The sequence below is a fragment of the Paractinoplanes rishiriensis genome, from assembly GCF_016862375.1.
In the GTDB taxonomy this organism is placed as follows: domain Bacteria; phylum Actinomycetota; class Actinomycetes; order Mycobacteriales; family Micromonosporaceae; genus Actinoplanes; species Actinoplanes rishiriensis.
Window position 1 is genome coordinate 47,702 of sequence record NZ_BOMV01000087.1, and the last position, 23,547, is coordinate 71,248.

Annotated in this window: 20 protein-coding genes; 5 read left to right on the forward strand and 15 right to left on the reverse strand. The window is 72.1% G+C overall.

All coding sequences use genetic code 11. The annotated features are described in order from the left end of the window. Positions 1–54: 54 nt before the first annotated feature. Entirely contained in the window at positions 55–1,233 is a 1,179-nt protein-coding gene (locus tag Ari01nite_RS40225; RefSeq protein WP_239163429.1) for a DUF418 domain-containing protein, read from the forward strand. On the opposite strand, the gene Ari01nite_RS40230 is transcribed toward Ari01nite_RS40225, so the two are convergent. The 8 genes from Ari01nite_RS40230 to Ari01nite_RS40265 all read right to left on the reverse strand — a co-directional run bounded on the left by Ari01nite_RS40230 (position 1,163) and on the right by Ari01nite_RS40265 (position 8,070). Continuing rightward, positions 1,163–2,248: a VWA domain-containing protein gene (locus Ari01nite_RS40230; RefSeq protein WP_203788594.1), complete on the reverse strand. Its 1,086-nt coding sequence runs from the start codon at positions 2,246–2,248 to the stop codon at positions 1,163–1,165. The genes Ari01nite_RS40225 and Ari01nite_RS40230 overlap by 71 nt on opposite strands. Further along, the gene (locus Ari01nite_RS40235) at positions 2,248–3,231 is read right to left on the reverse strand and encodes a VWA domain-containing protein (RefSeq protein WP_203788596.1); all 984 of its coding nucleotides are present in this window, start codon (positions 3,229–3,231) and stop codon (positions 2,248–2,250) included. The genes Ari01nite_RS40230 and Ari01nite_RS40235 overlap by 1 nt, the downstream gene beginning before the upstream one ends. Then, positions 3,228–4,112, reverse strand: coding sequence for a DUF58 domain-containing protein (locus tag Ari01nite_RS40240; protein WP_203788598.1), 885 nt, complete (start codon positions 4,110–4,112; stop codon positions 3,228–3,230). The genes Ari01nite_RS40235 and Ari01nite_RS40240 overlap by 4 nt, the downstream gene beginning before the upstream one ends. Before the next feature lie 3 nt (positions 4,113–4,115). Then, a complete protein-coding gene (locus tag Ari01nite_RS40245; protein WP_203788599.1) occupies positions 4,116–5,108 on the reverse strand; it encodes an AAA family ATPase in 993 nt (330 codons plus the stop codon). Between the two features lie 26 nt (positions 5,109–5,134). Beyond that, positions 5,135–5,992: a S1C family serine protease gene (locus Ari01nite_RS40250; protein ID WP_203788601.1), complete on the reverse strand. Its 858-nt coding sequence runs from the start codon at positions 5,990–5,992 to the stop codon at positions 5,135–5,137. Between the two features lie 183 nt (positions 5,993–6,175). After that, positions 6,176–7,306 (reverse strand): hypothetical protein, encoded by a 1,131-nt coding sequence (locus Ari01nite_RS40255; RefSeq protein WP_203788603.1) that lies wholly within the window; start codon positions 7,304–7,306, stop codon positions 6,176–6,178. Next, positions 7,303–7,806, reverse strand: a complete 504-nt coding sequence (locus Ari01nite_RS40260) for a SigE family RNA polymerase sigma factor (RefSeq protein ID WP_203788605.1) — start codon at positions 7,804–7,806, stop codon at positions 7,303–7,305. Before Ari01nite_RS40260 ends, Ari01nite_RS40255 begins: the two co-directional genes overlap by 4 nt. Before the next feature lie 24 nt (positions 7,807–7,830). After that, on the reverse strand, positions 7,831–8,070 hold the full coding sequence (locus tag Ari01nite_RS40265; RefSeq protein ID WP_438872280.1) for a helix-turn-helix transcriptional regulator: 240 nt from the start codon (positions 8,068–8,070) through the stop codon (positions 7,831–7,833). A 127-nt stretch (positions 8,071–8,197) separates the two neighbouring features. Here Ari01nite_RS40265 and Ari01nite_RS40270 point away from each other — a divergent pair, with 127 nt between their 5' ends. After that, entirely contained in the window at positions 8,198–8,896 is a 699-nt protein-coding gene (locus Ari01nite_RS40270) for a DUF998 domain-containing protein (protein WP_203788609.1), read from the forward strand. Here Ari01nite_RS40270 and Ari01nite_RS40275 read toward each other — a convergent pair. The 3 genes from Ari01nite_RS40275 to Ari01nite_RS40285 form a co-directional block, all read right to left on the reverse strand. After that, positions 8,847–10,154 carry an RNA polymerase sigma factor gene (locus Ari01nite_RS40275; RefSeq protein WP_239163430.1) on the reverse strand — a complete coding sequence of 436 codons (1,308 nt, stop codon included), beginning with the start codon at positions 10,152–10,154 and terminating at the stop codon, positions 8,847–8,849. The two genes, Ari01nite_RS40270 and Ari01nite_RS40275, sit on opposite strands and share 50 nt — an antisense overlap. Then, positions 10,154–10,573: a YciI family protein gene (locus Ari01nite_RS40280; protein WP_203788611.1), complete on the reverse strand. Its 420-nt coding sequence runs from the start codon at positions 10,571–10,573 to the stop codon at positions 10,154–10,156. The genes Ari01nite_RS40275 and Ari01nite_RS40280 overlap by 1 nt, the downstream gene beginning before the upstream one ends. Before the next feature lie 92 nt (positions 10,574–10,665). Further along, positions 10,666–11,427 (reverse strand): hypothetical protein, encoded by a 762-nt coding sequence (locus tag Ari01nite_RS40285; protein WP_203788613.1) that lies wholly within the window; start codon positions 11,425–11,427, stop codon positions 10,666–10,668. A gap of 40 nt (positions 11,428–11,467) precedes the next feature. Between Ari01nite_RS40285 and Ari01nite_RS40290 the strand changes: the two genes are divergently transcribed. The 3 genes from Ari01nite_RS40290 to Ari01nite_RS40300 all read left to right on the forward strand — a co-directional run bounded on the left by Ari01nite_RS40290 (position 11,468) and on the right by Ari01nite_RS40300 (position 14,351). Further along, the gene (locus Ari01nite_RS40290) at positions 11,468–12,085 is read left to right on the forward strand and encodes a phosphatase PAP2 family protein (protein ID WP_203788615.1); all 618 of its coding nucleotides are present in this window, start codon (positions 11,468–11,470) and stop codon (positions 12,083–12,085) included. 78 nt (positions 12,086–12,163) lie between these two features. Continuing rightward, a complete protein-coding gene (locus Ari01nite_RS40295) occupies positions 12,164–12,454 on the forward strand; it encodes a hypothetical protein (protein WP_203788618.1) in 291 nt (96 codons plus the stop codon). Between the two features lie 109 nt (positions 12,455–12,563). Next, on the forward strand, positions 12,564–14,351 hold the full coding sequence (locus Ari01nite_RS40300; RefSeq protein WP_239163431.1) for a carbohydrate-binding module family 20 domain-containing protein: 1,788 nt from the start codon (positions 12,564–12,566) through the stop codon (positions 14,349–14,351). Between the two features lie 28 nt (positions 14,352–14,379). Here Ari01nite_RS40300 and Ari01nite_RS40305 read toward each other — a convergent pair whose 3' ends face one another. Genes Ari01nite_RS40305 through Ari01nite_RS40320 form a run of 4 tightly spaced genes read right to left on the reverse strand, consistent with a single transcriptional unit; the run spans position 14,380 to position 23,518 of the window. Beyond that, positions 14,380–15,369, reverse strand: a complete 990-nt coding sequence (locus Ari01nite_RS40305; RefSeq protein ID WP_203788621.1) for a hypothetical protein — start codon at positions 15,367–15,369, stop codon at positions 14,380–14,382. Positions 15,370–15,378: 9 nt separating this feature from the next. Next, on the reverse strand, positions 15,379–20,010 hold the full coding sequence (locus tag Ari01nite_RS40310) for a hypothetical protein (RefSeq protein ID WP_203788624.1): 4,632 nt from the start codon (positions 20,008–20,010) through the stop codon (positions 15,379–15,381). After that, positions 20,007–22,127 (reverse strand): CHAT domain-containing protein, encoded by a 2,121-nt coding sequence (locus Ari01nite_RS40315; protein ID WP_203788626.1) that lies wholly within the window; start codon positions 22,125–22,127, stop codon positions 20,007–20,009. The genes Ari01nite_RS40310 and Ari01nite_RS40315 overlap by 4 nt, the downstream gene beginning before the upstream one ends. Then, positions 22,124–23,518: a hypothetical protein gene (locus Ari01nite_RS40320; RefSeq protein ID WP_203788628.1), complete on the reverse strand. Its 1,395-nt coding sequence runs from the start codon at positions 23,516–23,518 to the stop codon at positions 22,124–22,126. The genes Ari01nite_RS40315 and Ari01nite_RS40320 overlap by 4 nt, the downstream gene beginning before the upstream one ends. Positions 23,519–23,547 lie beyond the last annotated feature (29 nt).

Below are 23,547 nucleotides of genomic sequence, written 5' to 3' on the forward strand. Positions count from 1 at the left end.
AAAAACTCTGTATCTCGTATAGTGTATGCGATACATAGTTACGGGGAGGATCTGTTGAGAGTTCTGAACGTAGACGCGGTACGCGGGTTCGCGTTATTCGGGATCTTCGCGGTGAACGTGACCTTCATGGCGTCCGGCTATCCGGGCAACCTGGTGACCGACCCGGCCTTCGACTCGGCGGTCGACCACGCGGTGCGCATGCTGTCGTCGGTGCTCATCGACATGAAGTTCTACGTGCTGTTCTCGTTCCTGTTCGGGTACAGCTTCACGCTTCAGATGGGCGCGGCCTTCCCGGCGCGCACGCTGCGCCGGCTCGGCGGCCTGTTCGCGCTGGGCGCGCTGCACACGGTCTTTCTCTACGGCGGCGACATCCTGACCACGTACGCGATCGCCGGTCTTGCCCTGTTCTTCCTGCGGAACGTGCGGGACCGCACCGCCATCCGGATCGCGCTGGCCCTGTACGCGGTCGTGCTGCTCAGCATGATCGCGAGCGGGCTGCTGGTGGACCGGTCGGCGTTCCTGCCCAGTGAGGCGGAGGCGCTGGCCAACGGCGCGGCCGCGACCCAGGCGCTGCTCGGCGGCTGGAGTGCGAACATCGGCGAGCACCTGGCCGGGCTGCCGCTGCTGATCCTCCAGGCGGTGACCCTGCAGGGCCCGACCGCGCTGGCCCTGTTCCTACTCGGCATGGTCGCCGGGCGCCGCCAATGGCTGTCCGGGGTGCGCGGCGACGAGCCGGTCCTGCGCCGGATCCAGGCGATCGGCTTTCCGGTCGGGCTGCTCGGCGGCATCGTGTACGCGGCGAGCGGCGGCAACGGCAACACGCTCGCGGTGGCGGCCAGCGTCGCGACGGCACCGCTGCTGGCGGCCGCGTACGTGGCCACCCTGCTGCGAATGGCGGTGGTCCGGGAACCGCTTGCCCCGGCCGGCCGGATGGCGCTAACCAATTATCTGGGCCAGTCGGTGATCGGGCTGATCGTGTTCACCGGGATCGGGTTCGGGCTGGCCGGGGAGTTTTCGCCGCTCGGGCTGTTCGGCTTCGTGCTGGTGGTGTTCGGGGGTCAGCTGGTGGTCAGTGCACTGTGGATGCGGCGATTCCGGTACGGGCCGATGGAGTGGGTGTTGCGGTGGGTGACTTACGGGCGCCGGCCGGCGCTGCTGCTTCTCACCCGCGAGCCGGCCGCTGCCGGGGCGCCGGACCACGGTTCCACCACAGGCTCAGGCCCACCCCGCTGAACGCCAGCAGCACCGCGACCAGCACGAACCAGACCGTGACCTCGGCCTCCTCCTCGTGCAGGCCGATCTCCTTGGGCAGGTCGCCGAGCACGTCGGCCAGCTGGTCGGCGTCTTCGGCCCGGAAGTAGCGGCCGCCGGTGGTGTCGGCGACCTGGTTGAGCGCCGCCTCGTCGATCTCGCGGTTGCCGCCGCCGCCGCGGAGGCCGCCGCCCGGCCGTCCGAAACCGCCGCCGCCGAACGCCGAGTCGCCGCTGACCTGGTCCGGCGTGCAAATCATCTGCCCCGGCTCGGTGGTGCCGAAGCCGATCGTGAACACCCGCAGCCGGCGGGCCGCGGCCTGCTCGGCAGCCTCGGCCGGGTCGACGCCGGTGGTGTTCGAGCCGTCGGTGAGCACCACGATGGTGTCCGGTTCGTAGCCGGCGCCCGCCTCGGGCGGCGCGTCACCGAGGTCGACGCCGGTGGCGGCCACGTTCGGGTTGGACTCGGCGATCGCGTCGATCGAGGTGAGGATGGCCTGCCCGATCGCGGTGCCGCGGGCCGTCTTGAGGGTGGCGATCGCGTCGAGCAGGGCGTCCTTGTCGGTGGTGGGCGGCACCAGCAGGCCGGCGATGCCGGAGAACGCGACCAGGCCGATCCGGGTGCCGTCGTTCTGCGACTCGACGAAGTTGCGGGCCGCGTCGACCGCGACCGCGAGCCGGTTCGGCGGCACATCGGTGTTGCACATCGAGCCGGAGACGTCGATGGCGAGCAGGATCGACGTGTTGTTGGACGGCACCGCGACGGTCGCCTGCGGGCGGGCCAGGGCGGCGGCCAGCACCACCAGCCCGGCCAGGAAGAGCGCGACCGGGATGCGCCGGCGCCAGGACGTGCGGCCGGGCAGCGCGGCCCGGATCAGCGCGACGCTCGAGACGGTGACCGCCGATCGCTTGCGCCGCCGGTTCAGCCACCAGCGTGCGGCCAGCAGCAGCGGTACGACCAGCAGCGCGGTGAGGGCCCAGGGCCAGCTGAGCGACATCAGACGATCCTTCCGTGCCAGCGGGTGCTCAGCAGTGCGCCGAGCGCCAGCAGCAGCAGGGCGGCGCCGGCGAACGGCGCGGTCAGCTCGACCGGCTCCTTCTTGCTGGTCAGCCGCAGGTCGATGGACTTCGTCGTGTCGGCGAGCGTGGCGGCGTCGCCGGCCTGCAGGTAGGTGCCGCCGGTGGTCTGCGCGACCGTGGTCAGCAGTTCCTCGTTGAGCGCGGTGCTCAGCTGGAACCCGTCGACCTCGACCGCGGCGCCCTTGGCCGTGCCGACGCCGACGGTCTGGATGCGTACGCCCGCGGCCGCGGCCAGCTCGGCGGCGGCCGTGACGTCCGGTCCGCCGGTTTCCTCGCCGTCCGAGAAGACCACGATCGTCGCCGACGGCCAGTACCCGAGTTCGTCGGTGACCGGCGGCTCACCTTCCTCGGGCAAGCTGACCGGCTTGCCGGTGATGGTGCCGAGGGCCACCAGGATGGCCTGCCCCAGCGAAGTGCCGCCGCCCGGCTTGGCCCGGTTGATCGCGGCCACCGCGGCCGGGTGGTCGTCGGTCGGTGCCTGGGTCATCAGGGCCTGGTCACCGAAGACGATCACGCCGACGTCGACCGAATCGGGTTGCTCCTCGACGAATCCGGTGGCGGCGGCCTGCGCGGCGGCCAGCCGGCTGGGTGTGACGTCGGCGGCCGACATGCTGTTCGAGATGTCGAATGCGAGCACCACGGTGCCGGCCACCCGGGGCACGGCCACCTCGGCGTGCGGCCGGGCCAGGCCGACCAGCAGCACCGGCAGGGCGGCCAGCAGCAGCGCGTACGGCAGGTGGCGGCGGATCGCGGCCCGGCGGGACCCGCCGCCGGCCAGGGTGCCGAAGCCGGCCGCTCGCAGCGCGACGTTGCGCCGTTTCTGGAGCGCCACGTAGAACGCGATCGCGCCCGCCGTGATCAGCGCGGCCACCGCGAGGATGAGCGGGTAGAGGAAGCTCACCGGCGCCTCCGTCCGGAGCGGCGGACCATGTCGACGAGCGCGGACAGCAGGTCCTGGTCGGTGGTGATCCGGTGCGCGTCGACGCCGGCCTTGCGCATGGCACCGGCGAGTGCCGCCTCGCGCTCGTTCACCTGGCCGGCCAGCCGGTCGCGCAGCAGCGGGTCGCTGGTGTCGACCAGCAACTGCTCGCCGGTCTCGGCGTCCTCGACCAGGATCAGGCCGAGATCGGGCAGGTCGAGCTCGGCCGGGTCGACCACCCGGATCACCACCACCTCGTGCCGGTGGGTGAGCATGGCCAGCGGGCGGTCCCAGTCGGTTTCGCCGATGAAGTCGGACATGAGGAAGATCAGGCTGCGCCGTCGCGTCGTGGTGACCGCGGCCAGCCGCAGCATGGCGGCCAGGTCGGTGGTGGCGCCCTGGCGGCCGGGGGACGGCGGACGCATCAGCTCGCGGGCGATGCGCAGCGTCTGGTCGCGGCCGGTGCGCGGCGGGATCACCTGCTGGCGGTGGTTGTCGTAGAGGATGGCGCCGACCCGGTTGCCGCCCTGCCCGACCAGCCGGGCCAGGCTGACCGCGAGCTCGGTGGCGGTCGACTCCTTGCCCGCCGCCTGGCCGAATCTCATCGAGGCGGACCGGTCGACGACCAGCCAGGCGGTCATCTCGCGGTCCTCGGTGTACTGCCGGATGTACGGCTCGTCGAGACGGGCCGTGACGTTCCAGTCGATGTGCCGGACGTCGTCCTCCGGCACGTACGCCCGCAGGTCGGTGAAGTCGATCCCGGTGCCGTGCCACACCGTGCGATAGGCGCCCTGGAGACGCCCGTCGAGGCGCCGCCCGAGTTTCCACTCGAGGCGTCGCAGCAGCCGGTCGGGAGCCGTCATGGGTCAGCGGCCCCGTCCGGCCGGCTCCGGGATGGACAGGTTCGCCATGATCTTGGCGAGGATCAGGTCGGGGGTGACCTCGTCGGAGAGCGCCTCGTAGGACAGCACCAGCCGGTGCCGCAGCACGTCGAGGGCCAGGTCGGTGAGGTCGTCGGGCACCACGTACTCGCGGCCGCGCAGGTAGGCGAGCGCGCGACCGGCCAGCACCAGGCTGATCGACGACCGCGGGCTCGCGCCGAACTGGACGTAGCGGGCCAGGTCGGTCAGCCCGACCCGGGCCGGTTCCCGGCTGGCGTGCGCCAGGTTGACCGCGAACTCGATCAGCGACGGGTCGACATACACCCGATCGGCCTCCTGCTGGAGCCCCACCAGCGTGTGCGGGTCGATGATGCGCTGGATCACGGCGGCGGGCGCGAGCGCCCGCTCGACCACCACGAACTCCTCGGTGACGCTCGGGTAGCCGATGACGACCTTCATCATGAAGCGGTCGACCTGCGCCTCGGGCAGCGGATAGACGCCCTCGTTCTCGATCGGGTTCTGGGTCGCCATCACCAGGAACGGGTTGGGCACCGGATGGGTCTCGCGGCCGATGGTGACCTGCCGCTCCTGCATGACCTCGAGCAGCGCGCTCTGCACCTTGGCGGGCGCCCGGTTGATCTCGTCGGCCAGCAGCAGGTTGGTGAAGACCGGCCCGAGCTGCACCTGGAACTCGCCGGTCGGCTGGTGGTAGACCCGGGTGCCGACGATGTCGGCCGGCACCAGGTCGGGGGTGAACTGGACCCGGTGGAAGTCGCCGCCGATGGCCTGGGCCAGCGACTTCACCGCGAGCGTCTTGGCCAGGCCGGGCACGCCCTCGACCAGGATGTGGCCCCGGGCGAGCAGCGCCACCACCAGGCGTTCGAGCAGCACGTCCTGGCCCACGATGGTCTTTTTGACCTCGTAGAGCACCTTTTCGATCGGGCCGGCGGAGGCGGGCGGTGCGTCGGTCCAGTTCATGAGCCGTCCTTCGGTGTGTCGATGATCTACAGCGGGGGAGCCTGGCCGGTGCCCTCGCCCGCGCCCAGGGCCGCCCCGATCGGGACGGCGAAGCCGATGCCGATGAAGGTGCCCGCCTCGGTCGGGTTGGCCAGGGCGATCACGATGCCGATCACCTCGGCCCGGTCGTTGAGCAGCGGCCCGCCGGAACTGCCCGGGTTGACCGCCGCGTCGAACTGGATCAGCCCGGTCACGTCGCCGCCGGCGTCGCGGGACATCACCCGGTTGAGCCCGGAGACGACACCGCTGGTGGTGCTCGCGGTGAGGCCGAGCGGGTTGCCGATCGCCACCACGTCGTCGCCGATGCCGGCACCGCCGCCGAGGGTGGCGGGCACCAGCGTCTCGGGCAGTTTCGCCGGGGTGAGGGTGGCGATGTCCTGTTTGGCGTCGGCGCTGGCCACCTGGGCGGCCGCGGACGTGCCGTCGGTGTAGGTCACCCTGATCGATTTCGCGCCGCTGACCACGTGTGCCGCGGTGAGGATGGTGCCGTCGGCGTTCACGATGACGCCGGTGCCGGTCGCCGACTCGGCCATCGAGCGACCGTTGGCCGAGCCGCCGCCGCTGGTCTGGATCAGGACGACCGAGGGCAGCAGCGTCTGGTAGACCTCGGCAACGCTCAGCGGACCGTCCGATGCGGACGGTGATGGCTTGGCCGCGGTGACGCTGGGTGACTGCCCGCCGCCCCCGTCGCGGACGACCACGACCGCGGTGATCGCCACGGCCCAGATCGCAACGGCGCCGATCAGCACACGACGACGCAGTTCAGGCGTGTACCACTGGCGTTTCGGCTCGTCCGGCGCGGGGGGCGGTGCCTGGTCACCCTCCACACCGAGCGACGTGATCACGGCACGACCGCCACAGTGTGCATCCTTCGACTGTAGGAGCGTTTTCTCAGAGTTGCCCGGGAGAAGCCTGTCCGTTTGCGGTACGCGAGACCACCGTTCGGCACGGAAAACGGAATTATCCGGACGACCCCGTGCCGAGGCGGCACTCCTCTGTACGTCCGGAGAGGCGGCTTGGTTCGCCGGTCAGCACTGCCAGACGTACGGCCCCAGGTTTTTTCCGTCTTTTCCGGTCACGTGACCGGCCACCAGCCCGGTGTCCGAGACCGCCTGGGCGCTGGCGGTGCCACCCTTCGGCACCGGCAGGACGAGCCGCTCACTGCCCCGGTGGACCGCCCCCTCGCCGACGATCCAGCCGTCCGCGTTGGTCGCGGTGGCCGGACCGAGTGCCTCCCGGTCCACCACCCGGGTGATCAGCCTGCCGGTCCGGATGTCCCACCGCGTCGCGGCCTCGTCCGGCCAGAGGCCGCCGACGGCGACGTCGTCCTGCGCGGCATAGGCGGCCGCGGTCTGGCCGTCCGGCACCTCGAGCTTGCGGCCGTTGCCCTGCTGGTCCCAGGCGTACCCGGCGACGGCCTGCCCGTCCTCGTACATGGCGCCGACGACCGTGCCGTCATCGGTGATGTCGTGTACCTGCGCGCCCTCGGGCAGCGGCAGCCGGGTCGACGAGGGCGAGCCGCTCTCCCACACGACGGCGTAACTGTCCCCGCCGCCCTTCGGCTTGACGTTGATGACCACGTCGCCGCCGGCGTTGACCGCCGGTTCCGGGAACGGGTGCATGTCGCCCTCGGGGAGTTGCAGTGCCGTGTACCCGCCGTTCTCGTACCGGAAAACTTCGCTCGTCTTGCCATCGGAGATCAGCCCGACCACCACGCCCTCGGCGTTGACCGCGGTCGCCTGCCGCGACGCCGACCCGCCGACCGGCATGGCCTCGGCCTTGCCGTCGGCCCACCGGATCGGGCGGAAGTCCTGCCCCACGGTGCCGTTGCCGACTACGTACCGGCCGGTCGGATCCACCCCCTCGACCGTGACACCCACCACCCCGGCAGGCGCCGGGAGTTTGCTGGCCTGGCAAGCCACCGGGGTGGCCGGCGCCACCGGCAGCACCGGCTTCTCGGGCGGCTGCGCCCGGTTCCGGGTGAGCACCGAGGGCACCCCCACCAGCACCGTCACGGCCAGGGCGACACCCACCGCGGCCTGACCGGAGCGCCGGCGGACCACACGCCGGCGTCCGGCCCGGAGCACCGAGTCCACCCCGAGGCGACTCGGCGGCACCTCCGCCGTGGCGAACCGCTCCCGCAGTTCCTGCTCGTTCACGAACCGTTCCTCGTTCCTTCCGTGACCCAGGCCGCGCGCAGGGTGGCCAACCCACGCGAGGTCTGGCTCTTGACGTTTCCCACCGAACAGCCCAGGGCCTCGGCCGTCGCCTCCACCGACAGGTCCTCGAGAAACCGCAGCACGATCACGGCACGCTGCCCCTTCGGCAGCGCCCGCAACGCCGCCATCAGGGTGTCCCGGTCCTCGACGCCGCCGGTCGCGGGCGCCGGCAGGTCGGGTAACGCGTCCCCGAGCAGCACCCGGGACCAGCGCCGGCGTTTCTCGTCGAGATAGCGACGGATCAAAATCCGGTGCACGTACGCATCCAGGTTGTCGGCGGCCGAGGCGCGCCGCCAGTGCACGTAGAGCGAGGTGAGGGTGGCCTGCACGATGTCGTCGGCCTGGTGGCGGTTGGAGCAGAGCAGGTACGCCATCCGGTGCAGCCGCGACAGCCGCCCGGTCACGTACTCGACGTACTCCCGCTCGTGCTCCGCCCGCATCCGTTTCCCCCTGAGGCGCCCTGGTCAACTGCTAGTCGCGCCCGGACGGTGGATCGGTTGCATGCGGCTGTCGTCGTAGTGGAAGACGTCGTCGAGCGGCCGTCCGAAGATCCGCGCGATCTGGAACGCCATCTCCAGCGAGGGGGAGTAGCGGCCCTGCTCGATCGCGATCACCGTCTGCCGGGTGACGCCGAGACGCTGGGCCAGGTCGGCCTGGGTCATGTTGCCGGCCTCCGCGCGCAGGGCCCGGATCTGATTGGTCACCCGAGTGGGCTTGGGGCCCATCAACCACCACCACGTATCTGAGTCAAAAATCTTTGACATGCCGGATCGTACGGGAGGATGGCAAGTTGTAAGGGTTTACCCAGACTCCGGTGGCAGCATGGCCGGGATGAGCATTCCCCGGCTGCTGGCGCTGACCGGCATGGTCGCGGTGGCCGCCGCGGTCCTGCTGATCGGCGCGCTGCACGTGATCCCGCCGTCGTCCGCCATCAGCCCCTACCGGCGCACCATCAGCGAGTACGCGCACTCCGACCACGGCACGGTGTTCAACGTGGCGGTCCTGGTGCTGGCCGCCGGCTCGGTCGCGATCATGGTGGCGCTGATCGGCGCCGGCCTGGCACCGGCCCGGTCCGGCGGGGTGTTCGCGCTGTTGCTGTGGTGTGTCGCGCTGGCCGCCATCGTCTATTTCCCCAAGCACAACTGGGCGGTCGGCCCGAGCTACAGCGGCACCGTGCACCGGTGGGCCAGCGTGCTCGCGTTCCTCAGCCTGCCGTTCGCCGCGCTGCTGACCGCCCGGGCCTGGCGCCGGCACGACCGTTGGCGCGGGCATGCCCGCTGGACGTCGCTGCTCGGCGTGATGTCGTTCCTGGCCTTCTCGCCGATCGTGGGCGCGTTCCTGATCCAGCCGTGGACCGGGGTGCGCTGGTGGCGGTTGATCCCGCTGGGCGCGGTCGAACGCGTGCTGCTGTTCAGCGAGATCTGCATCGTGCTGGTCATGGCGGTGTGGGCGGCCCGGGCGGCGGCCCGCGCCCCGGGAGTCACTCCGGAAGCGCGGCCGCCTTCCGCAGCAGCACCGATCGCTCCTTGACGTTGCCGCAGAGCCGGGCCGCCAGCTCCAGTTCGGCCCGGGCCTCGCGGCTGCGGCCGAGCCGGGCCAGCAACTCGCCACGCACGCTCGGCAGCAGGTGCGAGCCGGCCAGCCGGTCGGTGGCGACCAGTTCGTCCACGATCGACAGCCCCGCCAGCGGCCCGCTCGCCATCGCGACCGCCACCGCCCGGTTGAGCTCGACCACCGGCGACGGCGCCACCCGGCCGAGCGCCTCGTACAGCAGCACGATCCGCTCCCAGTCGGTCTCCGGCACCGAGGGGGCCGAGGCGTGGCAGGCCGCGATCGCCGCCTGGAGCCCGTACGGCCCGAACCCGCGCCCGATCGCGCCGGCCTGACCCATCGCGGCCAGCCCGCGCCGGATCGCCGACCGGTCCCACTTGCGCCGGTCCTGGTCCTCCAGCAGCACCGCCTCGCCGTCCGGCCCGGTGCGGGCCGGGAACCGCGCGGCGGTCAACTCGCAGAGCGCGAGCAGGCCGTACACCTCGGGCTCGGCGGGCAGCAGCGCGGAGAGCATCCGGCACAGCCGGATCGCCTCGGCCGCCAGGTCGGTACGCAGCAGGGCGTCGCCGCTGGTCGCGGTCGAGCCCTCGGTGAAGATCACGTAGAGCACGCTGAGCACGCCGCCGAGCCGCTGCTTGCGGTCGCCGGCCGGTGGCAGCTCGAACGGCACCCCGGCCGCCGCGATCGTCTTCTTGGCCCGGGTGATCCGGGCCTGGACGGTCGGCACCGGCACCAGGAACGCGCGGGCGATCTCCTCGCTGGTGAGGCCGCCGACCGCGCGCAGGGTCAGGGCCACCCGCGCCTCGGGGGAGAGGACCGGATGGCAGGACATGAAGATCAGCGCGAGCACGTCGTCGTCGATCTGGTCCGGGTCCCAGGGCAGGTCGTCCGGCGCTCTCCGGGGCGCGTCACCGCCCGAGGCCGCCTCGCCCTCGCCGAGTTGGCCGGCCATCATCGCGTACCGCTCGTCGAGGGCCGCCCGGCGGCGGAAGCTGTCGATCGCCCGCCGTTTCGCGATGGCCAGCAGCCAGCCCGCCGGGTTGGCCGGTGCGCCCTCGCGCGACCAGGTGACCAGCGCCTGGGCCAGCGCCTCCTGGGCGACGTCCTCGGCCAGCGCGAAGTCCTTGGTGTAGCGGGCCAGCGAACCGACGATCCGGGCGGACTCCATCCGCCAGACGGCCTCGACGGCCCGCCGCGCCGAGTCGGGGCTCGGCGGGCCGTCGGTGGCCGCGGACATCAGAGCTGACCCGTCCGCTCACGCCAGGCCCGCTCCTTGATGATCCACTCGTTGTCCTGCGGGAACTCGTCGATGGTCGGGACCCGGCGGATCTCGCACTTGCTGCCCGGGAAGGCCGGCAGCTTCTTGGCCCACTCCACGGCCTCCTCCTTGGATGCCACGTCGAGCAGGTAGAAGCCGCCGAACAGCTCCTTGGTCTCGCCGTACGGACCGTCGGTGACCACCGGGGTCTCGCCGCTGAAGTCGACCACCACGCCCTGCGACGCGTCGTCGAGGCCCTCGGCCGCCAGCAGCACGCCGGCCTTGATCAGCTCCTCGTTGAAGCGGCCCATCGTCTCGAGCATCTCGTCGAACGAGACCTTGGACATGTTGGCCCAGGTCTCGTCGGTGGCCCGCATGATCAGCATGTACTTCGCCATTGTCGTTCTCCTCGCCGGTGGGATCGCCGATCGACCCTCTCACCTGCCAGTCGAACGGCCGCGCGCCGGATCGACACCCGATCCAAAAAACTTCAGGCGATCGGATAAATGCGGGCAGAACTAGTCTCGACGGCATATTCCGCCGTGCCGGGGACCGGCCGGAAGCCGTACCGGATCAGGGTTTTGCTCCGCAGATCGGTGATCACCCGGGTGGCGCCGTGGTTGGCGGCCTCGTCGATGGCGCGGCGCGCCAGCTCCGGAAAGACGTCCGCCGGCGCGTCCGCCACCACGCGCACGAGATCCAACCGGGCCGTGCGGGACGCCGCCGGCTCCCAGGTCACCACGGCCTGCCCCAGGTACGCGCTGCGCTCGTCGTCGGTGACGGCCTGGAACCAGCCGATGAGCCGTCCCGGACCGTGCGCGCGGCGGGCCGGTGCGGCGGGGTGGGCGAGTTGCTCGGGCCAGCCGGCGCCGTGCTCCACGGCCGTGAGGTAGAAGGCGAGGCTCGCCGTCCGCTGCGGCCACAGCAACTCGATGAAGTCGTCGCGCGGCCGGCGCCGGGCCCGGGCCACGAAGCCGGTGAGTACCTCCTCGGTGAGCAGCCCGGCCAGGTCGTCGGCCCACGCCTGGCAGCTGTCCACCGGCAACCCGGTCCACTCGCTGACCGGCGCGTCACCGGGGAACCGGAAGCGGATCCCGAACCGGCTCGGGTTGTCCCGCCACCGGAACAGCACCAGCAGCGCGTCGCTGTGCGCGGTGACGTCCTCGGTGTGGAAGCCGGCCCACACCGCGCCGGCGGGCAGCAACCGGTCGCGGGCCGTGCGGGTCACTTCGGCGGGCGGCCACGGTGCCATCCCCTCAGCGTGACAGGCCGGTAGGGCAGGATGTGAGCCGATGCTCGACGCGACCCCTGCCGACCGGACCCCTGCCGACCCGCTGACCCGGGTGGCCCGGCTGCTCACCGAGGCGCTGGCGCCGGCCGTGCTGGCCGCCACGCTGCCGTTCGTGATCGCTGTGCACGCCGCACCGACGGTCGTCGAGGGCCTGCGGTGGGGACTGCTGGCGAGCACGTTCTGCGCGCTGATCCCGTACGGCATGATCTTGATTGCGGTGTGGCGAGGGAGGCTCAGCGACCGGCACATCGGGGTCCGTGAACAGCGCACCAAGCCGCTCAGCCTGGGACTGGTGTCGGTGCTGATCGGGTTGCTGCTGCTGATCGTGCTGGGCGCGCCGCGCGAGTTGGTGGCGCTGATCGTTGCCTCGTTCGTGGGCGGGGTGATCGCCACCGCGGTCAACCATTTCTGGAAGTTGAGCGTGCACGCCAGCGTGGCCTCCGGTTCCGGGGTGGTGCTGGTGCTGGCGTTCGGGCCGCTACTGCTGGCCTCGGCCGTGCTGGTCGCCGCGGTCGGCTGGTCGCGGGTGCGGCTGCGCGACCACACGACCTGGCAGGTGATCGCCGGAACCACGATCGGAGCGGTGATCGCCGGGGTCGTTTTCGGCATCCTGCGCTGATCCACCCGCCGGATGTGGTTGGCTCCGGGATGGACGTCCCTCCCCGGATTCCGACGCCGGATCGCTAGGAGCAAGGTCGTGGGCTCGTCGCACCAGACCGTGATCGTCACCTTCAACCAGCCGGGCGCCAGCTTCGGCCAGGACGCGGTGGCCGCGCTGGAGGATCGCCTGGTGGGAGCCATCGAGGCGGCCCAGGCGGGCGAGTTCGACGGCAACCTGATCGACTGCGGCGAGGTCCGGCTTTTCGCCTTCGGCCCGGACGCGTCCGACCTCTTCGCCGCGATGGAACCGCATTTGCGAGCGTTTCCGGCCCGGCCGGCCCACGCCACCCTGCGCATCGGCAACACCGAACAGCGCGTCGAGCTCTGACCTCTTGACGGGGTACTGACCGGTACCTATCTTTGTCGCAAGTGTTTTCAGAAAGTTTCAACGTTGTTGCTGAAAACCTCCGGTCTTTCCATCCCCCCAGGAGATCGATGTGGACCCCCGATCCCCCCGCCGCCGATTCGCCTCCGTTCTAGCCGCCACCACCGTCGCCCTCGGCCTGGGTGCCTTCGGCGTCGCCCAGGTTGCGACCGCCCCCGAGTCCCTGGCCGCCCCGCCCGGCAACAAGGACGTCACCGCGGTGATGTTCGAGTGGACCTTCGCCTCGGTGGCCCGCGAGTGCACCAACACGCTGGGCCCGCTCGGCTACGGCTACGTGCAGGTCTCGCCCCCGCAGGAACACATTCAGGGCAGCCAGTGGTGGACGTCCTACCAGCCGGTCTCGTACCACATCGCGGGCCGGCTCGGTAACCGCGCCGCCTTCTCGTCGATGATCAACGCGTGTCACGCGGCCGGGGTCAAGGTCGTCGCCGACACCGTCGTCAACCACATGTCGGCCGGCTCGGGCACCGGCACCGGCGGTTCCGGCTACTCCAAGTACAACTACCCGGGGCTCTACTCCGACCAGGACTTCCACTCCTGCCGGACGTCGATCAACAACTATCAGGACCGCGCCAACGTGCAGAACTGCGAGCTGGTCTCGCTGTCCGACCTGAACACCGGCAGTGACTACGTGCGCGGCAAGATCGCCGGCTACCTCAACGACCTGGCGTCGCTCGGCGTGGACGGCTTCCGGATCGACGGGGCCAAGCACATCGCGGCCAGTGACCTCGCCGCCATCAAGTCCCGGCTGAGCAACACCGGCGCGTACTGGAAACAGGAAGTCATCTTCGGCGCCGGCGAGGCCGTGTCGCCCACCGAGTACACCGGCACCGGGGACGTGCAGGAGTTCCGCTTCGCCCGGGACCTCAAGCGGATCTTCCTCAACGAGAACCTGGCGTACCTGAGCAACATCGGCACCGCCTGGGGCTACCTGCCGAGCAACCAGGCCGGCGTCTTCGTCGACAACCATGACACCGAACGCGGCGGCGACACGCTGAGCTACAAGAACGGCTCCGCCTATACGCTGGCCCAGGTCTTCACGCTGGCCTGGCCGTACGGCGCGCCGGACGTCAACTCGGGCTACGAGTTCAGCAACCACGACGCCGGGCCGCCGAACAACGGCACGGTCAACGCCTGCTACGCCGACGGCTGGAAGTGCCAGCACGCGTGGCGCCAGATCGGCAACATGGTCCGCTTCCGCAACGCGGTCAGCGGCACCGCGGTCACCAACTGGTGGACCAACAACGCCGACCAGATCGCGTTCGGCCGCGGCACCAAGGGCTACGTCGTGATCAACCACGAGGGCAGCCCGCTGACCCGCACCTTCCAGACGTCGCTGCCGGCCGGCACCTACTGCGACGTCCAGCACGGCGACCCGACCAGCAGCGGCGGGTGCACCGGCACGTCGTACGCGGTGAACGCGGCCGGCCAGTTCACCGCCACGGTGCCCGCCTCGGACGCGATCGCCCTCTACGTCGGCGCGAGCGGTTCCACTACCACCCCGACCACGACGCCGACGACGGCACCTACCAGCAACCCGCCGGCCGGTGCGGGCGCCACGTTCGGCGTCAACGCCACCACCACGTACGGCCAGAACATCTTCGTCACCGGCAACCACGCGAGCCTGGGCAACTGGTCCCCGGCGAACGCGGTGGCGCTGTCCTCGGCCGCCTACCCGGTGTGGCGCGGCACGGTGTCGCTGCCGGCCGGCACCAGCTTCGAGTACAAGTACCTCCGCAAGAACGCCGACAGCTCGGTGACCTGGGAATCCGGCAGCAACCGCACCGCCACGGTCCCGAGCAGCGGCGCGGTCACCCTGACCGACACCTGGCGCAACTGACCACGAGACCGTCTTTCACAGCAGGCTTTCACAGCAGGTCGTCCAGGCGCAGCGTGCCGACCTCCGGGTCCTTGCGGCTCGGCATCCGCTCGGCGGCCGCGTCGTCCAGGGCCTGGGCGGTGCGCGCGACGGCGCCCAGCTCCTTCACCTCGTCGATCTCCTCGGCCAGGAACTTCGCGATCCGGCGCCGGTCGGCCGGTACGAAGTCGGTGCAGTTCCAAGCGGCGATCACGGCCTCGGTGCGCAACGCCTTGAACGTGTCGTACTGCTTGTTGAGGTACGCGGTGCCGGCCGCGCGCACCAGCTCGTCGAAGTGGGCCAGGCGCCACCGTTCCGGCTCGGTGCGGCAGTCGACGTGCAGCACCAGGAAATCGGTGCCGGTCGGCCGCTGCGGGCCGGCGCCGGTGTCCGCGTGCAGTAACCCGTCCGGGAACGACACCCGGCCGAAGGTGCCGGGCGGGGTGTTGGCGACCACGAGATAGCCGGACCGGACCGCGGTGAAGCTCTGGTGCACCGCAAGCACCGGCCCGTCGTCGGCCTGTTTCATGATCACGTCGAGACCGGTCGAGACCCGATCGGTCAGCGTGGCGGCCGCGGCCAGCGGCGGGCCGAGTAGCGGGGCCAGCGCGCCGACCAGGTCCGCCGCGGCGCCGAGCGGGCCTTTCGCGGTGGTGCGGAACAGCGCCGCCTCGACCTCGACGGGTCCGCCCTCGTACGGCAGCGACGGGGTGAGCGCGAAGTTCAGCTGCGCGCCCGGCGCGGTGATCGCTTCCGGCGCGCGGTTGAACTGGGCGAACGCCGTCATGCTCTGACCGGCGAAGTTCAGGGCGGCGCCGCCGTGCAGGGCGGGGAAGTGGTCGTTGCCCCAGGTGCGCGCCCTCGCCAGGTAGCCCTCGACCAGCCACACCCGGAGGTAGCCCTGCTGCGGTACCAGCGGGACCGCGTCAGCGAGCGGCGCGAACTCCACGGTCACGTGCGAGGCGTCGGCGACGAACACCGATTTGATCTGTTGCCACATGGCTGCTCCCTAACGGCGGGTGATGAGGAGGAGGTCGTGGACGGGCCGGTCCGCCGACAGGACCGCCGGCGGTTCGTGCTTCGCCACCATGACCTTGAGCCGGGCGGTGAGGCTGACCAGACGATCCCGGGTCGGCACGGCCGGCCAGTGCGTGGCGTCCTCGCTGATCGCCCGCCCGACGATCGTCGCCACCTCGTCCGGTAGCGGCGGCACGACGAAGACCGCGTTGGCGCCGGCGTCGATCGCGGTGCGCGCGCAGTCCAGGAACGCGCCGCGCTCGTCGTCGAGGGTCTGCGCCGGGCCGTCCACCGGTGACGCCTGCAGCACCACGACCGAGCCGGCCTCTACCTCGTCGTCGAGGCTGAGCAACAGGGTCTGCCCGCGACCGTTGGAGTCGGACGGGGCGGAGCCGTCGTCGATCCCGAACCAGGTCCCACCCGAGGTCCGTACCGGGGCACCGACCAGGTGCAGCACGAGGGGACAGGCCGGGTGCGGTGCGGAGCCGCTCGGGTCCAGGTGCAGCGGTCCGGCGTACTGGGTGCCGGTCCGGTGCTGGGCCGGGCTCATGCGTGCCTGCACGATCCGGTGCCACAGCAGGTCGGGTGCGCGGCCGGCCTCGGCGTGCTTGCTGAACAGCTGTTCCCACGGTTCCGCCCAGAGCGCCGAGCCCTCGTCCACGGACAGGCTGATCGCCGTGCGCCCGGTGCCGCGAAGAGCCCGGCCGAAGTTGGGACACGGGTTCCGGAGATCCAGCGTGTGCCGGTCGAACCGGTGCCTGGACAGGCGCCACCGGTGTGGGGGGATGGAGTAGCGACCGGTGGAGGGCCGGCAGGACAGCATCAGCTCGCCCTCCGTCTCGCGGATGTAGAGGCCGATGCTCGACACCCGCAGAACGAGCCGGCTCATCAGGAAGAAGAACAGGAAGGCCACCGGGCCGACGACGCCCACCAGGAGCGGGCCCAGCAGCCCGGTCCGATGGGATTCCACGACGCCGGCGGCCGCGGGCAGCAGCGTGACCGCGCCGAGGATGATCTGCCAGCGGCTCAGCAGGCCGGTGGAACGGCCGGTCACCTCGACCCGGTTGGTGCGCCGGAGCAGACCCTGACCGACCTTGGCGGTGCGGCGCACCTGCCAGGCTCGCGCCTTCTCCACCGGCCCGTGCCGCTCGAGGCCGCTCAGGACGGCCGAGGCGCGGCGGCGGGCCGACGGCTTGGCCACCGCGGACCGGCCCAGCGCGAGACGAGCCAGCACCGCGGCGCGCCACGCCGCCGCCGGGGCGCGTTCGGTCATGTTCTCGGCGGCCTCGACCAGGATCGGCCCGGCCACCGACGGGGCGCGGAGGGCGAGCACCTCGGCGGCCGCGACGACCGCCCGGTCGGCGAGCCGCCGGGGCAGCCCGGCCGGCAGGTCCGGGGCGGCACGATGCTCGGCGAGGTGGCCGCGGACGTACTCCTCGAGCACGTAGGGCAGCAGGAACGCGGCGGTGCCGGCCGGCCGCGCGTCCACCGGTTTCCCGGTGCGGATCAGCAGCTTGCGATCCAGCAGCGTAGCCCGGGCACTGCCGGGGAACAGGTCGCCCTCGGCCGGCGGGCGGATGTCCCGGCGGTCCTTGGTGTAGGTGCGCCACCAGCCGTAGTAGCTGCCGGCCGCCTCGGGCGCCTTGGGCACGGTGCCGTCGGCGAGCGTCAGCACCAGCCAGGTCTCGGCGCGCACATGCCGGGAGCCCCGCCGGGCCAGCTCGCCGATGTTGGGCAGGTAGGCGGCGGTGCGGTCGGCACGGCACCGGCGAAGCACCGCGAGCTGGCACTGATCGACCGTGTCGGGGTCGTCGCCGGCCAGGACGGCGGCGGCGATGTGCGTGCCCAGGAACTGCAGCGCCTGATCGAGGTCCAGCAGTTCCGAGACGGCGACGGCCAGCGGGCTCACCTGAGCGTGCAGCCAGTGCACCGGTACCCGACCGGGCACGTACGGCATCGCCAGGTCGCCGGCGGGTTCGTCGGTGAGGGTGCAGATCGCCGACAGCAGCCGGTCCGGGTCGATCGCGTGCGCCCGCGGCCTCGCCTCGGCACACCAGCGGTCCAGCACCGCCTGGTCCGGTCGCACGTCCGGCTCGGCGATCGAGGAGAGCAACAGCGCCAGCCGGCACCGGTCCAGCAGGTGCTCCGGGACCAGCCAGTCCGGATAGGCGACCCGGCTCTCGCCGGGCAGCCGTTCGGCGGTGGCCACGGTCTCCGCCGCCGCGGCACCGACCGGCTCGTCGCGCTGCAGCCCGCCCACCACCCGGCACAACCGCACCGCCACCTCGAGGGCGGGGTCGTGCCGGTCGTCCAGGACGTCGTGCAGGTGCTCGATCAGCGCATCGGCCGCCTCCCACCGGGCGGTGCCGGCCACCGCCTCCAGCGCGGCCACCACGGATGCGGTCGGCGCGGCGGCCAGCACCTCGGGCGGCACCGTCGCGACCTCACCGGTGCCGAGCCGGCTCAGCTCCGCTCGGGCCGACAGCCGGGCCCGCTCGAGTTCGTCGGGGTGCCGGTCGACGTACCTCGCGACGTCCTCCCACACCGCGGCGGCGTCGGCGGCCAGACCGGTGTGCAGGCGAGCGACCGCTTGGGTGGCGAAGACGGCGGCCAGAATGGACGGTCCCCGCGGCCGGATCTCCGCCTCGGCGCCGGCGGCCCGCGTGCTGATCTGATCGGACCAGGCCCACTCCTGTTCCGCGACGATCCGGCGGTCCAGCCCGGACCAGAACGAGCTCACCTCGTCGGCGGGCAGCAGGCGCAGGGTCGCCTCCACGGTCTCGGCCGGAATCCGGCCCAGGCCGCCGCGCTGCACCACGGAGGCGGCGTCGCGGCCCAGTTCCCGGTGGTCGACGGGGTCCTGCTCGGCCAATACGGCGCGCAGCCGGCCACACAGGTGCGGGTCCACCTCGAGCAGGTCCGGGGTGCCGGTCGGGCCCACCGAGACGGTGTTCACCCACTCCTGCCCGGCCAGCGCGTCGAACGCGGCCCGGGTGTCGACACCCAGCCGGTCCAGCGCCGGCGCCACGAGGGCCATGTCGAACCGGCCGAACGCGACCGCCACCGGCAACGCCTGCCGGGCCGGCCCGGTGCCGAGCCGGCCGAGAATGCGACGTTCCACGTACGGGTCGCCGCTGGCCCGGGCCAGTTCGGCGGTGTCGAGGCCGGGGTCGTTGCGCACCCATTCGCAGTACGCGTGCAGGTCGAACGGGTTGAATCGGCCGTCCGCGCTGGTGCGGGCGACCGCGTCGAGGACCGCGACCGCGCGGCGCCGGTCGTCCCCGCCGGCGAACCGGGTGTCCACGTAGCGGCGCGCCTCGGACCCGTCGAAGCCGCGCAGCGGCAGCACCCGGACGTACGGGCGGGGCGACAGCCGCGGCTCGGCGGCCTGCCGCAACGGATCGTCGGCCGGCACCAGCAGGCGGCGACCGGCCAGCAGCACGCGGAGGCCCTGGTACCGGGAGTGCACCTGTTCAAGCAGCTCGAAGGTGCGGTCGATGGCGGGCGCCGAGGCGCCCGCGGTGTACAGCTTCGCGAGTTCTTCGCAGGTGTCGAGGATGAGCAGCGGCGGCGCCGGCAGCTCCCGCAGGAACTTCACGAACCGGTCGACCACCTGGCGTTCCAGCTCGGCGATGCGATGGTCGAGCCGTTCCGAGCGGCTCAGCTCCTCGTGCAGTTCGTCCGCGGTGGCGACCAACTGCCGGTGCGCTTCGCCGGCCGCCCGGGTCTCGCCGTAGCCGAGCAGCTCCGCGGCCAGGGCCAGCAGCAACTCGCCCGGCCGGTCCTTGGGATAGCGGGGCGGCAGGTGGTCGAAGTCCACCCGGGCCACCGGCCGCTCGTGGCCGTGCCGGGCCAGGAACTGGCCCGAGCTGAGGTAGCGGACCAGCATCGTCTTGCCCACGCCGCCGTCGCCGCGCAGGTGCAACGCCCAGTGCTGGGCGCCGTTGCGCAGCAACTCGTCGACGGCCGCCTCCGCCTCCTCGCGGTTGACGTAGTGCTCGAGGTAGATCGCGTCGCGTTCGGTGCGGTGCGCCCGATCGATTCGCCACTGCGCCCGGCGGCCGGCGTCGGCGAGCGGGCCGCCGAGGATGTCGCCCAGCACCGTTGCGGCCGCGACCAGCGTCACCGCGTCGGGGAGGCTGTGCTCCTCGATCAGCCGGTCGACCGTGCGAACCAGGCCCAGGCCGCTGCGGTCGTCCAGGAACTCCTCGACGACGCGTAGCCACGGCTTCAGCTTGTGCGTCTCGATCGTCACCGCGTCCAGCCGGCTGACCCGGTCGGCCAGCTCCCGCAGGTCGCGCAGGAGCAGGCTGCCGCGCTGGCCGCGCAGGTGCCGGCCGACCTCGGCACGCTCGCCGGTACGCAGCCAGAACGCCTGGCCGCGGCGGCCGCCCACCTCGACCGACGCACGGGTGTCGAGCAGGCCCGCCTCGGTCAACGCGGCCAGCCCGAGCGAGCCGGACATGTCGAGGCCGACCGCGGTGGACAGCCCGACCGTCCATTCCGGCAGCAGCGCGAGCCGGGCCAGGACGGCGGAGTCGAGCATGGCCAGCCGGTTCTTACGAGCCCGCTCGACGGCGTCGGCGAACAGCCGGTCCAGTTCCAGATCGGTCGGGAAGCTCATGCGTACGACTCCGCGTGGTCGGCGTAGATCTTGTCGTCGTGGACCTCCTCGAGCACGCCGACGTCGGTGCACACGCCGGCGAACTGGTAGAGGAGCTCGTCGACGTGTTTGGGCCGCCCGTCCAGCCGGCGAAGGATCTTGGTCAGGTTGTCCACCTTCGAGGCGTCCGGCACGACGAACGCCGGATGTTCACCCCACGGGCGCAGCAACACCCACTGGAAGCCCAGCGCCGCCTCGTCGCCGGGCAGCTCGTCGAGCGTCTCGAACTGGTAGCCGGGCTGGCGCAGGCCGGTCTGCACGAACTGCTTGACCGCCTCGCCGTCGCCGGCCAGCAGCGAGGCGGTGGCGATCACCGGGATCGGTTCGTCGGCGGTTCCCAGCCCGCTCGGCCGGACCAGCTTCAGCAGGTCGCGCACCACGCCCTCCCACCGGTGCAGTTCGTCGGCAAGCAGGACCGGGGTGGTGTGCTCGCCGAACGGCGGGCCGAGGCCGGCCATCGACCGGGCCAGGGCGTAGAGATCGGTGCGCAGGTCACTGCGGGTCCGCTCGGGCATGAGGTCGGCGTCGCACTCGCGGCGGAGCGCATCAATCGCGGTGTAGTACGCGTCGGCGGCGTCCGCATTGGACAGGGCGTCCCAGCCGGAAGCGGTGTGCAGGCCGAGCAGACGCGAGGGCGGCAGCCGTACGCCGGTCTCCTCGGCGTACTGGATCATCTTGGTGACCACCTCGACCACGACGTCGCGCAGCGTGCTCGGCGCATGCTGGCTGAACGGCCCGAGCAGCACGGGCAGGTGACCGCGGCGGAGCAGCCGCTGGCCGATCTCGCGGAGCAGCCGGGTGCCGCCGAGCTCGGCGATCGGGCCCTCGCGGCCCACGGTGAGAAAGCCGGCCGTGGGCCGGGCCTGTGGCGGGAACGCCCGGTCGATGCGGCCCAGGATGGCGGTACGCCCGATGAACACCGGCTCCTTCAGCATTTCCAGGCCGACCGCGACCTTGCCGATCCAGCGGGCCCGGTCGGGGTCGATGAGCCTGGTGTCCGGCGCGACGTTCGCCGCCAGGAACAGGGCGGGCATCGCCCAGTCGAGCCGCTGCATCGACGAGCGGGCGCCGACCAGCGCGGCGCGCCGGCCGCGGGCGGCCGCGGCGACCAGCGGCGCGCCCTCGCGCATCGCCTCCAGCATCTTGGTGGTGTAGAGGCGGCACGCGGTCTCACTCACCTCGCCGGTCATCGCCACCACGACCGGGATCTGGCCGGCGACCAGCTCGGACGCCAGCGACAGGGCGCCGGTCGCCGCATGCCCGGCACCGGACCGGCAGACGCTCAGGATCACCGCGGCCGGCCGGCCGCCGCCGGTCAGGGCGGCGAGAAGCTGCTTGGAATCCACCTGGCCGCCACCCGTGAGGCCGGATCCTAGGTGGACGGTGGGGCCCTCACCGGTCGCCTGCCCGTGCGCGACCAGGTGCACCAGGTCGGGTTCGAACGCCTCGCAGGCCTCGCCCAGTTGCTGCGCGGTGACGTTAACGTCCACCCGGGGCGCGCACATGCCGAAGGTCTCCAGCGTGCGGACCAGGCCCACGAACATGGCGCCGGACCGGATCACCGGGTCGCTGAGCGGGGACCCCGCCGCCAGCAGCATCCGTGGCGGCCGGGTCAGCTCGGCCGGGGGTTCGGTGACGTCGACCGGCACGATCCGGGTGATCGCCACCAGCAGGTCGGGATGACCCGCCAGGTGGTTGACGCCGTCGTGCATCGCCTCCCACATCAGCGGGTGCAACGCCGCCTGGTTGGCCGGCCACCGCAGCGCCAGCTCGACGCCGCGGGCCGCGATCACGTCCGCCCGGCTGCGGATCGCCGCCCAGGCCGGGCCGAGCAGGCAGTCGAACAGCAGGCGGCCGTAGCGCCGCACGTCCTCGGCGTCGGTGGCGTTGCGACCGACCCGGTCGAGCAGCGCGGCCAGCTCGGGAAGGTCGGCATCGGGTGGTACCGGCACGAGCGTCCCGTCCGGCAGTCTCCGGCCCGGCATCGGATAGGTGAGCGGTTCGTCGTCCCGGTGCACGCTGACCGACCAGTCCTCGCCGGTGCCTCGGACATCGACCAGGATCCGGGGAAGTGTCACGAGCTCTCCCTGACGAATCGAAGAACCCGGTCGGCGCATCGTCGAGCGGCCGGTCCGGCGGCCGCACCGAGGTCGTCCTCGCCGGCCAGCGTGCCGTCCGGCCCGGCGGTGGCAACCGCGTCGACGAGCCGCCGGTGCAGATCGGCAAGCGCGTCGGCGTCCGCGTCCCGGGCCAGCTCGGTCCGGTACGCGCGAACTCCGGCCAGGACCGCGAGCCGCGCCGACTCGCTCAGCCCGACCGGGAAGAGGCTGGAGGTTTTGAGCAGCGCGCCGGACCACTCGGCGATCCGGCCGCCGGGTGCGAACCAGCCGACGCGGTTGTCGATCAGGTCACCCAGCCGGCGTTCGCCAACCCGCATGTCGAGCAGGGCGTCGACGGTGGCGGCCGCCCGAGCCAGGTGGGCCGCGACCGGCTCCGTGTCGATGGCCGGGTCGTCCGCCGCGGCCGCCCGCAGCCAGTCGCCCATCTCGTCGGCCGCCGGCGGCCAGGTGCCGGTGCCCAGCCGGCGTACGGCCTCGCCGATGACCGCGAGCCGGATCGCCGGCGGGGGATAGGCGGTCCCGGCGACCGGCGTCGCGAAGAACGCGGCGGGTGCCGTGTACTCGAGTTCGTGCACCGCCCAGCCGGCCGCCTCGCCGACGGCCAGGACCGCGAAGACATCGGCGAACAGCTCACTGGACCAGGAACTCCACGATGGATCGACGACGCCGGCGGTCCGCTCGGCCAGCCTCGGGTCGAGGTCGGCCTCCAGGTGGTGACCCACCTCGTGAGCGACCAGCGACAGCCACCAACCGCCCTCGGCCGCGGTGTCCGGCAGCGCGACGGTCGGCACCGGCAGCATGCCGACCAGTTCCCGGACGATGCCGGCAGCGTCGATCTTGAGGGTGCGGGGTACCGCGGCCCGGATCGTGGCGCAGGCACCGTACTGGGGTGTGACGAACGTCAGCGGTCCGGTGGGGCGGGCGGCGCCGACCTTCGCGAACGGCTCGGCCCAGCAGGACCGCACCACCTCGTCGGCGGCGGCCAGCACCGGCCCCAGCCGGCCGTCGCACCGCTGCTCGTACTTGTCCGCGTACCACGCGAAGAGGCGGGCCACCACGGCCAGCCCGCGTTCGACCTCGCGGCAACGGTCGTAGGTGGCGCCGGTCGTGCCGGGCACCGGTGCCGCCGCGTCGTCGAGCAGGCGGGCGGCCATCTCGTCGAGCAGCGGCTCGAGGAAGTCGAAGTGGGCCGCGAACCGGTCGAACCGGCGCTCGGCCCGGCACAGCGCGAACCAGCCGGTCATCCGGTGACGCAGGCGATCGCCGGCCGCCAGCGTCTCGCTGACACGTCGCGTATCGCGTCCCGGCCAGTCGGTGGTCCACACCGGAACCATCGCGACCTCGCTCATGTGGACCCCCGCGGACGAATGGATGCGAG

Bases quoted from the DNA above. Each gene is read 5' to 3' on its own strand.
- Ari01nite_RS40240 (WP_203788598.1), bottom strand. From the start codon at position 4,112: ATGACGGCTCCCGACCGGCTGCTGCGACGCCTCGAGTGGAAACTCGGG.
- Ari01nite_RS40270 (WP_203788609.1), top strand. From the start codon at position 8,198: ATGAGCATTCCCCGGCTGCTGGCGCTGACCGGCATGGTCGCGGTGGCC.
- Ari01nite_RS40245 (WP_203788599.1), bottom strand. From the start codon at position 5,108: ATGAACTGGACCGACGCACCGCCCGCCTCCGCCGGCCCGATCGAAAAG.
- Ari01nite_RS40280 (WP_203788611.1), bottom strand. From the start codon at position 10,573: ATGGCGAAGTACATGCTGATCATGCGGGCCACCGACGAGACCTGGGCC.
- Ari01nite_RS40285 (WP_203788613.1), bottom strand. From the start codon at position 11,427: ATGGCACCGTGGCCGCCCGCCGAAGTGACCCGCACGGCCCGCGACCGG.
- Ari01nite_RS40260 (WP_203788605.1), bottom strand. From the start codon at position 7,806: ATGCGGGCGGAGCACGAGCGGGAGTACGTCGAGTACGTGACCGGGCGG.
- Ari01nite_RS40290 (WP_203788615.1), top strand. From the start codon at position 11,468: ATGCTCGACGCGACCCCTGCCGACCGGACCCCTGCCGACCCGCTGACC.
- Ari01nite_RS40305 (WP_203788621.1), bottom strand. From the start codon at position 15,369: ATGTGGCAACAGATCAAATCGGTGTTCGTCGCCGACGCCTCGCACGTG.
- Ari01nite_RS40310 (WP_203788624.1), bottom strand. From the start codon at position 20,010: ATGAGCTTCCCGACCGATCTGGAACTGGACCGGCTGTTCGCCGACGCC.
- Ari01nite_RS40275 (WP_239163430.1), bottom strand. From the start codon at position 10,154: ATGTCCGCGGCCACCGACGGCCCGCCGAGCCCCGACTCGGCGCGGCGG.
- Ari01nite_RS40320 (WP_203788628.1), bottom strand. From the start codon at position 23,518: ATGAGCGAGGTCGCGATGGTTCCGGTGTGGACCACCGACTGGCCGGGA.
- Ari01nite_RS40230 (WP_203788594.1), bottom strand. From the start codon at position 2,248: ATGTCGCTCAGCTGGCCCTGGGCCCTCACCGCGCTGCTGGTCGTACCG.